At 69.5% G+C, this 13643-nt stretch carries 15 protein-coding genes; 4 read left to right on the top strand and 11 right to left on the bottom strand.

What is annotated here, in order from left to right; genetic code table 11:
• The first annotated feature begins 10 nt into the window (after nt 1–10).
• The gene (locus EAX62_RS06980; protein ID WP_121900844.1) at nt 11–655 is read left to right on the top strand and encodes a hypothetical protein; all 645 of its coding nucleotides are present in this window, start codon (nt 11–13) and stop codon (nt 653–655) included.
• 7 nt (nt 656–662) lie between these two features.
• Here EAX62_RS06980 and malQ read toward each other — a convergent pair whose 3' ends face one another.
• Together malQ and EAX62_RS06970 are read right to left on the bottom strand one after the other, a co-directional pair.
• Nucleotides 663–2792, bottom strand: a complete 2130-nt coding sequence (gene malQ / locus EAX62_RS06975; protein ID WP_121900843.1) for a 4-alpha-glucanotransferase — start codon at nt 2790–2792, stop codon at nt 663–665.
• A gap of 19 nt (nt 2793–2811) precedes the next feature.
• The gene (locus EAX62_RS06970) at nt 2812–3516 is read right to left on the bottom strand and encodes an RDD family protein (protein WP_158600584.1); all 705 of its coding nucleotides are present in this window, start codon (nt 3514–3516) and stop codon (nt 2812–2814) included.
• 71 nt (nt 3517–3587) lie between these two features.
• On the opposite strand from EAX62_RS06970, the gene EAX62_RS06965 reads away from it, so the two are divergent.
• Nucleotides 3588–4706, top strand: coding sequence for a serine/threonine-protein kinase (locus EAX62_RS06965; protein WP_121900841.1), 1119 nt, complete (start codon nt 3588–3590; stop codon nt 4704–4706).
• On the opposite strand, the gene EAX62_RS06960 is transcribed toward EAX62_RS06965, so the two are convergent.
• Nucleotides 4696–6066, bottom strand: coding sequence for an MFS transporter (locus tag EAX62_RS06960; RefSeq protein WP_158600581.1), 1371 nt, complete (start codon nt 6064–6066; stop codon nt 4696–4698). The two genes, EAX62_RS06965 and EAX62_RS06960, sit on opposite strands and share 11 nt — an antisense overlap.
• 26 nt (nt 6067–6092) lie before the next feature.
• Between EAX62_RS06960 and EAX62_RS06955 the strand changes: the two genes are divergently transcribed.
• The gene (locus EAX62_RS06955) at nt 6093–6341 is read left to right on the top strand and encodes a DUF3039 domain-containing protein (protein ID WP_121900839.1); all 249 of its coding nucleotides are present in this window, start codon (nt 6093–6095) and stop codon (nt 6339–6341) included.
• Nucleotides 6342–6513: 172 nt separating this feature from the next.
• On the opposite strand, the gene ahcY is transcribed toward EAX62_RS06955, so the two are convergent.
• The 7 genes from ahcY to EAX62_RS06920 all read right to left on the bottom strand — a co-directional run bounded on the left by ahcY (nt 6514) and on the right by EAX62_RS06920 (nt 12406).
• Nucleotides 6514–7938, bottom strand: coding sequence for an adenosylhomocysteinase (ahcY, locus tag EAX62_RS06950; RefSeq protein WP_121900838.1), 1425 nt, complete (start codon nt 7936–7938; stop codon nt 6514–6516).
• Between the two features lie 64 nt (nt 7939–8002).
• The gene (gene aroQ, locus EAX62_RS06945) at nt 8003–8437 is read right to left on the bottom strand and encodes a type II 3-dehydroquinate dehydratase (protein ID WP_121900837.1); all 435 of its coding nucleotides are present in this window, start codon (nt 8435–8437) and stop codon (nt 8003–8005) included.
• Complete coding sequence (locus EAX62_RS06940; protein WP_121900836.1) at nt 8434–9414, bottom strand: cation diffusion facilitator family transporter; 981 nt, start codon at nt 9412–9414, stop codon at nt 8434–8436. Before EAX62_RS06940 ends, aroQ begins: the two co-directional genes overlap by 4 nt.
• On the bottom strand, nt 9411–10427 hold the full coding sequence (locus tag EAX62_RS06935) for an SIS domain-containing protein (RefSeq protein ID WP_121900835.1): 1017 nt from the start codon (nt 10425–10427) through the stop codon (nt 9411–9413). The genes EAX62_RS06940 and EAX62_RS06935 overlap by 4 nt, the downstream gene beginning before the upstream one ends.
• Nucleotides 10428–10462: 35 nt before the next feature.
• Entirely contained in the window at nt 10463–10654 is a 192-nt protein-coding gene (locus tag EAX62_RS06930; protein WP_121900834.1) for a Trm112 family protein, read from the bottom strand.
• Nucleotides 10651–12033, bottom strand: a complete 1383-nt coding sequence (gene manB / locus EAX62_RS06925; protein ID WP_233557831.1) for a phosphohexomutase domain-containing protein — start codon at nt 12031–12033, stop codon at nt 10651–10653. The genes EAX62_RS06930 and manB overlap by 4 nt, the downstream gene beginning before the upstream one ends.
• A gap of 10 nt (nt 12034–12043) precedes the next feature.
• Complete coding sequence (locus EAX62_RS06920) at nt 12044–12406, bottom strand: DUF3499 domain-containing protein (RefSeq protein ID WP_267897966.1); 363 nt, start codon at nt 12404–12406, stop codon at nt 12044–12046.
• Nucleotides 12407–12444: 38 nt separating this feature from the next.
• On the opposite strand from EAX62_RS06920, the gene EAX62_RS06915 reads away from it, so the two are divergent.
• Nucleotides 12445–12882 carry a metallopeptidase family protein gene (locus tag EAX62_RS06915; protein ID WP_121900831.1) on the top strand — a complete coding sequence of 146 codons (438 nt, stop codon included), beginning with the start codon at nt 12445–12447 and terminating at the stop codon, nt 12880–12882.
• A gap of 9 nt (nt 12883–12891) precedes the next feature.
• Here the strand turns inward: EAX62_RS06915 and EAX62_RS06910 are convergent, their stop codons facing one another.
• Nucleotides 12892–13629, bottom strand: coding sequence for a DUF554 domain-containing protein (locus EAX62_RS06910; protein ID WP_121900830.1), 738 nt, complete (start codon nt 13627–13629; stop codon nt 12892–12894).
• Nucleotides 13630–13643: the final 14 nt, after the last annotated feature.

Below are 13643 nucleotides of genomic sequence, written 5' to 3'. Positions count from 1 at the left end.
ACTTTGGTGCATGAACGATTCGCCGGACACCCACCCCATCACGGATCCCGCCACGCGCCGGATGGCGGAGGTGGCGGCCACGGAGTTCGACGGTGCATCCGGGGACGGGATCGCGCGGGCCGTGGCGCTGGGTGACCTGACGGTCGCGCGCATCGAGGTCCACGACACCACGTCGGCCCCCGGCATCGTGGGGCAGCGTCTGACGGAGGCACTCAATGCGGCGCTGGCCGCTGCCCGCGTGGGTTCCCGGGCCACCTTCCTGTCCATTCCCGGGCTGGATCCCGCCCTGCGCGCGATGCTGGCGGGCGACGCGGACGTGGAGGTCGGCCAGGGGGAGTCCCCCGTGGATCCCACCTCCCTGGACCGTGATTTCACCGGCACGGACGGTGAGGTCCACGTCACCGTCGCTGGCCGCACCCATGAGGTGCGCAGCGTCCACCTCCCCGACCTCAGCGGGGGCACGCTGGCGCTGGTGCCACGCGCCGCCAATCGTGCGCTGGCCGCGGCGCAGACGGGGCAGGACGGCGCCACGCCCCTGGAGGAGAAGACCGACGACGTCCTGGCAGCGCTCGACGAGAAAATGTCGGCCATCGAGTCACAACTCGACGGCGTCGAGGACACGCTCAACGCCCTGGCCCGCGATCTGGGGTTGTGAGCTCCCCTCAGCGGTCCTCGAGGCCGTTCATCACGGCGGCCAACCGCGTGGGCAACTCCGCTTCGAACACGTCCTCCAGCGTCACGGCCCGCCCCGTGGCGTCCCCCAGCGGCACCCGCCAGTTGGGGTACTCGTTGATGGTGCCGGGCTGGTTCTGCGTCCGCCTCTCGCCGACGGCGTCCCCGAGGCTGGCCAGCAGCACCCGTGAGGGGGTCAGCAGCAGGTAGCGGTGCAGGGCGAGCATCACCTCGACGGGGTCGTCCCGGTGTCCCGCGTCCAGCACCCCGTCGTCGACGAGCTTCGTGAGCCACCCCGACTGCTCGTTGCGCGCCGCCTCCAGTTCCTCCTCCAGCGGCTCGGTCAGGAGCCCCAGCGCGTCGCGCAACCGGACGTGGTCGCCGGCCAGGTAGCCCAGGGTCGGCGGGAGGTCGTGCGTGGTGACCGAGGCAAGGCAGTACTCGCGCCACCGGTGCGCCTCCAACGGGCGGCCGTCGTCGTGCTCGAACCACAGGACGGAGGTCCCGAGGATGCCGCGACGCGACAGGTACTGCCGCACCCATGGCTCGACGGTGCCGAGGTCCTCCCCCACCACCAGTGCCTGGGCGCGGTGCGCCTCCAGCGCCAGGATGCCGATGAGGGCCTCGTGGTTGTTGCGGACGTAGGTGCCGTGGCGCGGCCCCAGCCCCTCGGGTACCCACCAGAGACGGAACAGGCCGATGATGTGGTCGATCCGCACACCGCCGACGCGGCGCATGGCGGCGGCCACCATCTCCCGGAACGGGGCGTAGGCCACCTCCTCGAGCTTGTCGGGGCGCCACGGGGGCTGCCCCCAGTCCTGACCTGCCTGGTTGTAGTCGTCCGGCGGGGCGCCGACGGTGACGCCGTCGGCGAACAGGTCGGGCATGGTCCAGGTCTCGGCGCTGCTGCCGCTGACACCGACGGCCAGGTCGGTGAGGATGCCCACGGGCATGCCCACCTCCTCCGCCACGGTCTGGGCCGCGGAGACCTGCAGACTGGCCACCCACTGCAGCCAGGTGTGGAACGAGACGGAGTCGGCGTTCTCCGCCGCGAAGTCCTTGACGGCGGGCCCGTCGACCCGTTGGTACTCCCGTGGCCACTGCCGCCAGTCGTCGCCCAGTTCCTCCGACAAGGCGCACCACGTGGCGAAGTCCCGCAGCGCGTCGCCCTCGCGTCGGGTGAAGTGCTCCAGGGCGATCTCGCGGGCGGGACGGCGTCCCGCCTCGAACACCAGGCGCAACGCCTCACGCTTGACCCGCCAGGCGCCGTCGCGGTCGATGGCGCGAGCCTCCCCGGCCACGGGGTGCAGCGACTTGCGCAGCCGGCGGACCCGGCTGCGGGTGTGGCGGTCCAGCCCGGCGAACTCCTGAATGGATTCGGGGCGGATGTAGAGGGGGTTGATGAACCGGCGGCTGGCCGGGAGGTACGGCGACGGTTCCATGGGTGCGGTGGGCTGCGCCGCATGGAGCGGGTTGATGAGCACGTGACCGGCGCCCTGCCCGGCTCCGGACCAGGCGACGAGGTCGGCGAGGTCCACGAGGTCCCCCACCCCCCACGACTTCTTCGAGGTGACGCTGTAGAGCTGGGTGGCGTAGCCCCACGTTCGGGCATCGCGCATGGCTGCCGGGAACCCCAGGTGCGGCGGTGTCACCACCAACGTGGCCTCTGAGCGACCCTCCGCCGAGTTCGCCACGAGTTGGTGGTAGCCCAGCGGCAGTTCTCCCCCGAACCAGAAGGTGGCCTCGCCGCGCATGGCGCCGCTGATCCAGCGGTCGGGCTCCCAGTTGTCGATCTGCTGGGCGTCGACCCGCTCCCCCGACTCCAGCACCATCGACAGTTCCACCACCGTGCCGGCCGGCACGTGCACGTCGATGCTGACACCGCTGCCGTGCTCCACGACGGTGCAGGGCGGCAGCACCCGACGCCAGCCACGCTCAGCGACGTCGGCCAGCGCAGCGGCCCTGGCGTCGTCGGTGGAGGCATCCACCCCCAGGGCGTGGAGGACCGCGATCACGGATTCCCGGGATATTTCCAGGTCTCGACCCTTCCAGTCACGGAATTCCAGTGCGATGCCGAAATGCTCGGCAAGCCTGGTGAGGTCGTCGGGGAGCTGGGACACAGGCTCGTCCTTCTTGTGGTTACTTCTTGATGACGACGGTGTGGGCGATCTTGTCGTGCAGCGTCTGCTTCTTGGCAGTGAACAGCATCGACAACGGGTCAATGAGGTTCAGCAACGGAACCTGACCAAACACTACGGCGGTGGCGGCCCGGATGCCGGAGGTGCCCCAGCTCGGGGTGGTCTCGAGCCCACTGCCGTCGGGGACGACCCTCAACCCCGTGATGAGTTGCCCCAGCGTGCCGCCGCGCGTCGCGACCAACACGGTGCGATAGATGATGAGCAGCACCACGGAGACGAACAGGTACAGGTACAGGGGCGGGATCGCGCCCTCCGGCAGGGGTGGGGGTGTCAGACCCTGAGTGACGGCCAGCGTCCAGTCGGCCAACCACAGGCTCAGGGCGTCGATGGCGTCGCCCGCCACCAGACGCTGCACGAGGCCCAGCGGAATGGTGAGAATGATGTTGTCCAGGATGGCCGCCAGCACGCGCCACCAGAAGCCCGCCAGCATCGGCTGGCGCATCACGCCCGCCCCGTAGTAGCCCTGGGAGGCCGGCGTCGCGCCGTAGGGCGACGGCTGCGCCTGCTGCGGCGCCTGCGGGGCACCCAGCCCGCCGGCGGGGCGGGTCACCTGCGACCAGTTGCCGCCGTCCCAGTAGCGTTCGCCACCGGAGCCGGCCGGGTCGGGGTACCAGCCTGGGGGCGGGGATTCTGCGGAAAAACTCATGGCGCACAGCATGCCACGTCGTGGCGCAGGTGATTTCCCGCACGGCACGAGATGGGCAACAATGTTCGGCAATGGAAATGATGGGGCGCTACAGGATCACCGGACGCATAGGTGCCGGATCGTTCGCGACCGTCTACCACGGTCAGGACGACTCCCTCGAGGTCCCCGTGGCCATCAAGGTGCTGGCTGACAACTGGTCCGCCAACGACGACGTGCGCGCCCGCTTCCTCGCGGAGGCGCGCCTCCTGCGCCGACTCAATGACGAACGCATCGTGCGGGTCTACGACATCGGCACCACCGACCGCGGCCAGCCGTACTTCGTGATGGACCTGGCCGACGGGGGCTCGCTGGACCACCTTCGCAAGCATCCCGTCGCCCCCGGGCTGGCGCTGCGGCTGTGCGCCGAGGCCTGCCGTGCACTGGACGTGCTGCACCGCAACCAGCTGGTGCACCGCGATGTGACCCCCGGCAACATTTTGCTGTCCACCAGTTCCACCGGGGTGCGTGTCATGCTGGCGGACCTGGGGGTGGCGAAGTCCCTCCTCGACGAGCAGCGCGACACCATGACGGCAGGCACCCCCGCCTACATGGCCCCGGAGCAGGGCCGCTCCACACAGCTCGACCAGCGCTCCGATGTCTACTCCATGGCGTGCGTCGCCTACGCACTTTTGACGGGTCGGCCACCGTTCCCGGCGCGCACCCTCACAGAACTCGTGGAACGCAACCCCGCCATTGGGCCGGCCCCCGTGGCGCACCTCGTCGACGCGCCCCTGCTGCTGGACGAGGTGTTCGCCTCGGCGCTGGCATGGGACCCGAACCGTCGCCCCCAGACGGCGCTGCAGCTGGCCGCCGCGCTGGACCGGCTGGCGGACGTGATGGTGGGGGGAGACCAGTACCAGCCCCGCCAGTCGTACCACGCACCGGTGACATCGGGTCCCATGGCACCGAGCGCCCCGACGGCGCCCACGCCGTCGGTGATCCTCACCAGCGGCGGTCGGCACGACGCCAGCCTGCGACCCGACGGGCAGAGCCCCCGGGGAATGCTGGACAACTACATTGGCGCCGGCCGGTACCGCCCCGCGGCCACCCGCGAGCGCCAGTCGCCGTGGCTGTGGGTGTGGGTGACCCTGTCGGCGGCCGCGCTGCTCGGCCTGACCATGTGGGCGACCGTGTACTTCCTCAGCCCGTGACCGTCACCAGCGACTCGTTGTCGATGGGCCCGATCCGACGGCTCACCACGAATGCCAACAGGCACACCACGGTGAGGACGGAGAACAACCAGACGAAGCTGGTCTGGGAGGAGACCTGACGCACGGCGCCCGCGTAGATGGCGCCGGCCAGACCGGTCATGAGCGCGTTGCCGAGCCCCTCGGCCACCTGCAGCGCCGAGTTGTTGCGGCCCTGCTCCTGCGCACTGGAGAGCCCCATGATGGCGACGGCGGTGCTGGGCATCATGACCCCCATGCCGAGTCCGGCGATGACCCAGCCGAGCACGCCCAGCCACAGGGGTGACCCGGTCCAGGCGATGAACCCGACCATGGTGACGAGGCCCACGGCGCAGAGCACCGAGCCGAGCGTGATGATCTGGTCGCGGCGCAGCTTCACCCACGGCCTGGCCTGGCTCCACGACCCTGCGGACCAGCCCACGCTGCCGATGGTCAGGGAGATCCCCGCCTCGAACACCGTCAGTCCACGCAGGTTCTGCAGCACGAGCAGGACGAACGCCTCGGCCGCGAAGAAGCACCCGGCCATGAGTCCACGGGTCAGCACGACCGGCCCCAGCCCGGAGCCGAACAGTTTGATGGCCCGCGGCATCACCCGCGGCAGCCCGACGACGAGCGCTACGAGCCCCACCACCCCGGCGACAACACTCCACGCGCCCAGCGGCTCACCGGCCAGTTGCACGAGTGCCGGGGACACCGCCACCAGCACGACAGCCCACCACTGAATCGTCTCGCTCTCCTCCGCGGGGTCGAAGATGGCCTGCACCTGCCGCATGGCCGGCAGCGCGAGCGCTGCGGCCACCACCAGCAGCGGCAACATGGCGCTGAACACCAGGCGCCAGGAGATCAGCGTCATCCAGGCGGCGATGGGTGGGCCGATGAACGCGGGCAGCAGCCAGACGAAACTGAGGGCGCCCAGGACAGTGGCGCGCTGGGCGCCGTCGAACACCAGCGCGATCGTGACGAACAGCGCCAGGCTCAACGCACCCGCGCCGAGCCCCTGCACGAAACGCGCGGCCAGCAACACCCAGACGGTGGGGGCGAGCGCTCCCGCGACCAGCCCCACGGAGAACATCACGTAACCGGCGACCATGGGCGTCAGCGGCCCCACCCTGTCGGTCAACCGGCCGGCGAGCAGCGTGGCCAGGAGCATCCCGGTCACCATGGTGGAGAACGCCCACGCGTACAGGTGCGGGGCGTCGAGATCGCGCATGACGGTGGGCATGGCGGTGGCGACGCCGATGGTCTCGAACGCGATCCCGAAGATGCTCAGGATCAGCCCGATGAGCAGCCGGGAACGTCCCGCTACGTGGCGCCTCGTGCCCACTGTTCCTCCGAAGTTAGAATCAACCCATGAGCGAACTTGCCCCAGGCTCCCAGACAGTCATCGACGAGCGCACGTCCCAGGTGGAGGACGGCGACCACGAACGTTTCTCCCACTACGTCCCCAAGGACAAGCTGATGAAGGCCATGGTGACGGGCACCCCCGTCGTGGCCCTCTGCGGGAAAGTCTGGGTGCCGACACGCAACCCGGAGAAGTTCCCGGTGTGCCCGGAGTGCAAGGAGATCTGGCAGTCCATGAACCCCGGCGACAAGAAGTAGACGGTCAGACTACCTCCTGACCACAGCTCCGCGACGCCACCCGTCGCGGAGCTTGGTGGCCGCACCGCCCACAAGCCACGAGCAGTGGAGTCCGCCACCGATGTATCGGTGGCGGACTCCTCTGGCGGTGGCTCCGTGACGCAGCGGTGGCGCGAGCAGGTCGCGCGGCGGCTCAGTAGCGGTAGTGGTCCGACTTGTAGGGACCCTCGACGGGGATGCCCAGGTAGCCGGCCTGGACCGGTGTCAGCTGCGTCAGGTTCACGCCGAGCGCGGAGAGATGCAGCCGCGCCACTTCCTCGTCGAGGTGCTTGGGCAGCGTGTGGACGCCGATGGGGTACTCACCGGGCTTGGTGACGAGTTCGATCTGGGCCAGCACCTGGTTGGTGAACGAGTTGCTCATGACGAACGACGGGTGGCCCGTGGCGTTGCCGAGGTTCAGCAGGCGCCCCTCGCTGAGGACGATGATGGAGTGGCCGTCAGCGAACTTCCACTCGTCGACCTGCGGCTTGATGTTGTTGCGGACGATGCCCTCGGTGCCCATGAGCCCGGCCATGTCGATCTCGTTGTCGAAGTGGCCGATGTTGCCCACGATGGCCTGGTGCTTCATCTGCGCCATCTGGGCTGCCGTGATGACGTTGAAGCAGCCCGTCGCAGTGATGAAGATGTCGGCGTAGGCGACGACGTCATCCAGCGTGGTGACCTGGTAGCCGTCCATGGCCGCCTGCAGCGCGCAGATGGGGTCGATCTCGGTGACGATGACCCGCGCACCCTGCCCGCGGAGCGACTCGGCGCACCCCTTGCCGACGTCGCCGTAGCCGCACACCACGGCCACCTTGCCGCCGATGAGCACGTCGGTGGCGCGGTTGATGCCGTCGATGAGCGAGTGGCGGCAGCCGTACTTGTTGTCGAACTTGGACTTGGTGACCGCGTCGTTCACGTTGATGGCCGGGAACAGCAGCGAACCGTCGCGGGCCATCTCGTAGAGGCGGTGCACGCCCGTGGTGGTCTCCTCGGTGACGCCGATGAGGGCGTCGGCGATGGCCTCCCAGTCGACCTTGCCGTGCGCCTCGCGCAGCGCAGCCTTGACCACGAGGGACTCCTCGGAGTCCGACGCGTCATCGGCGGGCACCTCGCCTGCGCGCTGGGCAGCGAGACCCTGGTGCACGAGCAGGGTGGCGTCGCCGCCGTCGTCGAGGATGGTGGTGGCGAACTGGCCGTCGGGCCACTGCAGGATCTGACGGGTGCACCACCAGTACTCCTCCAGCGATTCACCCTTCCACGCGAACACCGGCACGCCGGCCGGGTTCTCGGGGGTGCCCTCGGGCCCCACGGCCATGGCGGCGGCCGCGTGGTCCTGGGTGGAGAAGATGTTGCAGGAGGCCCATCGCACCTCGGCGCCCAGCGCCACGAGGGTCTCGATGAGGACGGCGGTCTGCACGGTCATGTGCAGGGAACCGGCGATGCGGGCGCCGGTCAGGGGCTTGGAGACGCCGTAGCGCTCCCGCATGGCCATGAGGCCCGGCATCTCATGTTCGGCAAGGATGATCTCCTTGCGTCCGAACTCGGCCAGGGACAGGTCTGCTACACGGAAATCCACACTGACAGCGTACCCGCCGAAAAAGCGGTTCGTCGCCCACACTCCCCGGGAGGTGGCGCGCGGGTCAGGTCGCTGCGACGGCGGCGATGTGGGTCAGGGCGAGGTCGTAGCCGCCGAGGCCCAGGCCGGCGATGACGCCAGTGGCGTACGGGGAGACCACGAGATGCTTGCGGAACTCCTCGCGTGCGTGGACGTTGCTGATGTGCACCTCCACCACCACGTCCACCTGTGCGACGGCGTCGGCGATGGCAATCGACGTGTGGGACCAGGCGGCCGGGTTCAGCACCACGGGGATGCCCCCGTCGGCGGCCTCGCCGAGCCAGTCGAGCATCTCGCCCTCGTGGTTGGTCTGCCGGACGTCGACGTCGAGGCCCAGCGCACGACCCGTGTCGCGCAGGTGCTGCGCGAGCTCCTCATGGGTGGTGGACCCGTAGATCTCCGGCTGGCGGACACCGAGGCGCCCGAGGTTGGGGCCGTTGAGGACGAGGACTCGGGTCATGGGGTCTCCTGCGCGGGGGGCTGGCGGGGCGTGTGGTGGGGATCGTAGATGTCGGGTTCGATGTAGGACACCGTCACGTGCGGCACCGCGGTGCGCACGGCTGCCTCGGCCCGGTTGATGAGGTCGGCCACCTCGGCGGCGGAGTCGGCGACGTCGACGCCCACCTTCGCGGCCAGCAGGATCTGCTCGGGTCCCAGGTGGAGGGTGCGGAAGTGGATGACGCGCTCCACGCCGTCGGTGGCTTCCAGCGCTTCGCGGATCTTCTGCCGGTCCTCAGGGGAGGCCGACTCCCCCAGCAGCAGGGATCGGGTCTCGATGGCCAGGATGATGGCCACCACCACCAGCAGCACCCCGATCATTGCCGTGCCGAGCACATCGAACAGCAACTGGCCCGTGATGAGCGTGAGTCCCACGCCGGCGAGCGCGAACGTCAGACCCAGGAGGGCGGCGACGTCCTCGAGCATGATGACGGGCAGTTCCGGGGCCTTCGAGGTCCTCACGAAGCTGAACCACCCCTGCGTGCCCTTGATCTTCCCGACCTCCTTGAGGGCGGTCCTCAGGCTCATGCCCTCGGCGCCCATGGCGAACACGAGCACCACGATGGGCACCCACCACCACTGCGAATCGAGGATGCTGCCGGCGGCATGGGATGGGTCGGAGAGGTCCTGGAACTTGTGCCACGCCTCGTACAGGGCGAACAGGCCACCCAGCGAGAACAGCACCACCGACACCAGGAAGCCGGCGAGGTAGCGGGAGCGGCCGTAGCCGAAAGGATGCTCCGGGTCCGCGGCCTTCGACGCGTTGCGCCCCCCGATGAGGAGCAGCGCCTGGTTGCCGGTGTCGGCGATGGAGTGGATGCCTTCGGCCAGCATCGAGGAGGACCCTGTCAGCAGCCACGCGCCAAACTTGGTGATGGCGATGAAGCCGTTGGCAGTGGCGGCGGCGATGACGGCTTTGTTGCCGCCCTCGACGCTCACGGGGTCAGCCCCAGCCGCAGGTACGCGGCTGCGTAGCGCCCGTACTGCAGGAGTGTGACGTAGCGTTCCACGTCGCTGCTCGTCAGGGAGGCCTCCCCCGAGCTGATGCGGCACACCCTCACCCCGACGGCGTCCGCGAGCGACGACAGCCGACGCGGCACCTCCGCCAACCGGGCGGGCACCTTGTCCTCGTCCAGCATCACGAGCACGGGGAAGGAGTCGCCGTCGGACTCGAAGGGATCGCTGAACGGGTCGCGTGGTGTCACGGCCCGCAGCAGGGTGTCCAGTTCGTCGGCATCGGCGGCCAGGGCCGGCCGTCCGCTGGCGCGGCGCAGGGCTTCGGCGATCCGGCGCGACGCCCGCATGGCCAGCGTGGTGCCACCCCACACCAGAGGCACCGCCTCCGCGAGGCCGATGGCAAGATTCTTGGCCGGGTTCTCAGCGAGATTCCTGGCGGGCGAGCACGCCTGCGCCACCAGGTCGGCGGCGTCCGCCACGTGCCCGGGGTTCACCTGGGGCCCCAGCTCGAGGCGCCCCAACAGCTCCAGCACCGCCACGGCCGCCGCCATGGAGTCACCCTGGGGCACCGGCACCAGCGTCGTGGCGTGGGACGACCCGGCCGCGGCCAGCTGCGACGCCTCCGGCGCGGCCACGATGAGCGTGGCCCCGCGACGCGCCGCCTCGTGGGTGCACGCCACCTCCCACTCGTGGGCGTCGTAGCCACCCAGCGACACCACCAGGTCCAGCGGACCCACCCAGGCGGGGAGGGCGGGGCCCGGCCACGCCAGGAACGGCACGGGGCAGACGGGTTCCAGCACCGCCCGCACGAGGCGGGCCTCGGCACCCAGCACCAGGACCCCGCGCGGCCGGTCCGCCCGCTCGAGGCTGCCGACGGGCTCCGACAGGCAGGCACGACGGATGCGCGCCCCCGTCTCCGCCAGCGTGCGCAGCTGCTCGTCGTTGACCACGTCCGCATGGTCGAGTCTGGCGTCGTCGAACTCCGGGGTCCTCATGGGCAATCCGTCCTTGTGATCACAGGGTGCTGTTCCTACAGGGTGCTGCGGGCCTGGTCGATAAGCAGGACGGGGATGCGGTCCTTGACCGGATACGCCAGTCCGCACGCCTGGCTGGTGCACACCAGTTCCGCCGCGTCGTAGTCGACGGCGAACTTGGCGTGGCACGCCGGGCAGGCCGCGATGGCCAGGAATTCCGGGGACAGGTCCATCTGCTGTTCACTCATTGAGCGCTCCTGTTGTCGATCGTTGCTCGTGTCTCGTTCACGATGGCCAGTACCTCGTCGCGCAGGGCTGCCATGGTGTCGGCGTCGCGGGCCTCCACATTGAGCCGCAACAGCGGCTCTGTGTTGCTGGCACGCAGGTTCACCCACCACTCCTGCTCGTGGTTGGCCACGGTCAGGCCGTCCATCCGGTCCTGCACGCCACGGCCCTCGAATGCGGCGGCGACCGCGTCCTGGCAGGCGGCAGCGTCCGCCACCTCGGAGTTCAGTTCCCCGGAGCGGTGGTACGTGTCGTACTGGGCGGCGAGCTGGGACAGCGGCTTCCCGGCGGCGCGGACCATTTCCAGGATGTGCAGCGCCGCCAGCATCCCCGTGTCAGCGAACCAGAAGTCGCGGAAGTAGTAATGGGCGGAGTGTTCGCCGCCGAAGATGGCGTTGTGCTGCGCCATGAGGGCCTTCACGAACGTGTGGCCCACGCGTGAGGTGATGACCTCGCCGGCGTCGCCGACGGCATCGGTGACGCCCCAGGAGGTGATCTTGTTGATGACGATCGTGGCGCCGGGCTCCTTGGCCAGTTCCGCCAGCGCGATCATGGCGGTCACCACGGAGGGGTCCACCACCTCGCCGCGCTCGTCGATGATGAAGCAGCGGTCGGCGTCGCCGTCGAACACCAGGCCCAGGTCGGCGTCGTGGCCCATGACGGCGGCGCGCGCGTCCAGAAGGTTCTCCGGCACCAGAGGGTTGGCGGGATGGTTGGGGAAGGTGCCGTCGAGGTCCATGTAGAGGCCGATGACCTCGAGCCCCCGGCCCGCGAGCGCCTGGGCGGCGGTGTGCCCGGCCATGCCGTTGCCGGCGTCGATCACCACCTTGAGGTCCCGCCCCGCACCCACGGGGACGAGGTCGGACAGCTTGGCGGCGTACGCCTCCAGTGTGTCGAGGATGCGCAGCGACCCGGTCGCGGTCTGACCCAGTTCGATGGTGCCGGCCAGGTCGCGGATGCGGGCCGTGAAGTCGGGCGCGACGGGACGGGCATCGGCCAGACAGAATTTGATGCCGTTGTACTCGGCCGGGTTGTGGCTGGCAGTGAACTGCACGCCCGGCAGGGACAGCCAACCGGAGGCGAACCACAACTGGTCCGTGGAGGTCAGGCCGACCTCCACCACGTTGGCGCCGGCCCTTCGTGCGCCGTCGGCGAAGGCCTGGGAGAGCTCCTCACCACCCGAGCGCATGTCGCGGCCCATCACGAACTCGCGGCCGCCCAGGTCCAGAAGCTCCACGAAGGCTGCACCGAGGTGCCGGGCGCCGTCGGTGTCCCATTCGGGCGAGTCGCCCGTGACGACACCACGGATGTCGTTGGCCTTGAAAATTCCGGGTGTGAGCACGTGTGTGAGCCTAGTCGACAGTCCCCAGCAGGCGCAGGTGTCCGGCCGTGCGCAGGACCGCCGGTTCGTGGGGCAGGTGGACGGCGGCGGGCTCGGGATCGTCATGCCGCAGACCGATCTCCCGGACGGCGTCAGCGAGCGCCAGCAGGTCATCCGAGGGCATGCGCACGGGGGCCGCATCCTCCAGTGGAAGGCGGATCACTTCCCAGCCGCGAGGGACGCTGGTACGCCGCGCGTGTTCGATGCACAGGTGGAGTGCGCCGGGAATGTGGACGATGGCAAGCGGACCCAGCACCGCGGTGGAGTCCGCATAGTCATAGGTCATCGTTGCCATGGCAGGTGACAGGCAGGCTGTCCGGGTACATCGACGCACGCGATGAGGTTACCCCCCTTCTTGGCTAGAGTTGTGGCATGCCACGCAGCAGGGATCGACACGGCCGCGGGATCCGCGGACCCCTGGCGCTCCCCCACACCTGGTCCTCGCGACCGGTGCCGCTGCGCCACCCGAGCCGGACCGACTTCTTCACCGACTGCGTCACCGACGCCATGAGTGCCATCGCCGCCGTGAACCCTACGGCGCTCGACGGGGTTCTCGTGGGTGTGGAGGACGTACCGCAGTGGTCCCCCACATGGTCGGCGGACCGCGTCCCCATGTCCGCGGCGCTCGAGGGAACGGGCGATTCCAAGGCGCAGGTGGTCCTCTATGAACGCCCCCTGGAGCACCGCGCCGTCACACGTGCCCAACTGCGACGACTCGTGTACCGCACCATCGTGGAGCAGTTGAGTGCGTTGACCGGTACCCCTTTGGCGGAGCTCACCGGCATCGACGACGCGGACTGGGACCTCTGAGCCCAGCCGCTACCCCAGTACTGGCGCCAGCACCCAGGTGAGCACGGGCGCGATGACCAGGGCAGGCAGCATGTCCGCCACCCGGATCTTCCGCAGGTCCAGCAGGCGCAGGCCCAGCCCGATGAGGATGACACCGCCGGTGGCCTCCAGCAGGTCCACCTGGGCGGGGGCCAGGAAACCGCCGAGCAGGAACGCGGCCAGCGTCATCCCACCCTGGATGACGCCGACGGCGCCCGCGGAGAACAGCACACCCACGCCGAGGCTTGCGGCGAAGGCGATGGAGGCGAAGCCGTCGAGGACGGATTTCACGAGCAACTGCTGCGAGCCCAGGCCGAGGCCGTCGGAAATGGAGCCCATGATGGTGAGAGGGCCGACGCAGAACACCAGGACTGGTGTGATGATGCCCTCCACGAAGTGCTGCGAACCGGTGGCGGCGAACCGGCCACGAAGCTTCTCAGCGCCCCCTTCGAGCCGTTCCGTGAGCCGCAGCCACGACCCCAGCAGCGCGCCCGGCAGCAGGGAACCCAGCACCACGAGCAGGCCCACCCCGGCACCCAGCTGCGCGGTCACGGCGTCGCTGGTCATGGAGAGGCAGGCGAAGATGCCAATGACGATGGTGACAAGGCCCAGGCAGTCGGTCACCAGCGTGCGCGTGCGCTCGGGCAGTCGGTTGCCGATGAGCAGGCCCAGGGAGGCACCGGCCAGCACGGTGAGCACGTTGACGACCGTGCCGAATCCAATGAACACGTGGCTGCTCTCAG

Source organism: Tessaracoccus antarcticus (genome assembly GCF_003688855.1).
Taxonomy (GTDB): domain Bacteria; phylum Actinomycetota; class Actinomycetes; order Propionibacteriales; family Propionibacteriaceae; genus Arachnia; species Arachnia antarctica.
The sequence above is the reverse complement of the archived record's forward strand: the minus strand, read 5'-3'. Positions and strand labels throughout refer to the sequence as shown.